The sequence below is a fragment of the Rhodospirillales bacterium genome (assembly GCA_014323865.1).
Lineage (GTDB): Bacteria > Pseudomonadota > Alphaproteobacteria > SP197 > SP197 > SP197.
This window is the reverse complement of the sequence record JACONG010000001.1, coordinates 1-263: the sequence shown is the minus strand read 5'-3', so window position 1 is coordinate 263 and position 263 is coordinate 1.

Sequence of the window (263 nt, the reverse complement as noted above, 5' to 3'; positions counted from 1 at the left end):
ATGGAAGGATGTGCTGATGAAGGATCCCCATCAGTTCATGTCGGCCTATCTCGCCTGTGCGCAGGACGCGAGCCGCCGCGCCGCATGAAGATCACCGCATGAAGATCACCGCATGAAAATCACCGAATGAAAATCACCGAATGAAAATCCTTGTGAGGACCGCCGGGCTCCTGGGCAAACATCTGCCTGGGGGTCCGGAGAAAAACCGCGCGGAGATCGAGGTGCCCGAAGGCTCCACGCCCAGGAGCGTGATGGACCGTCTG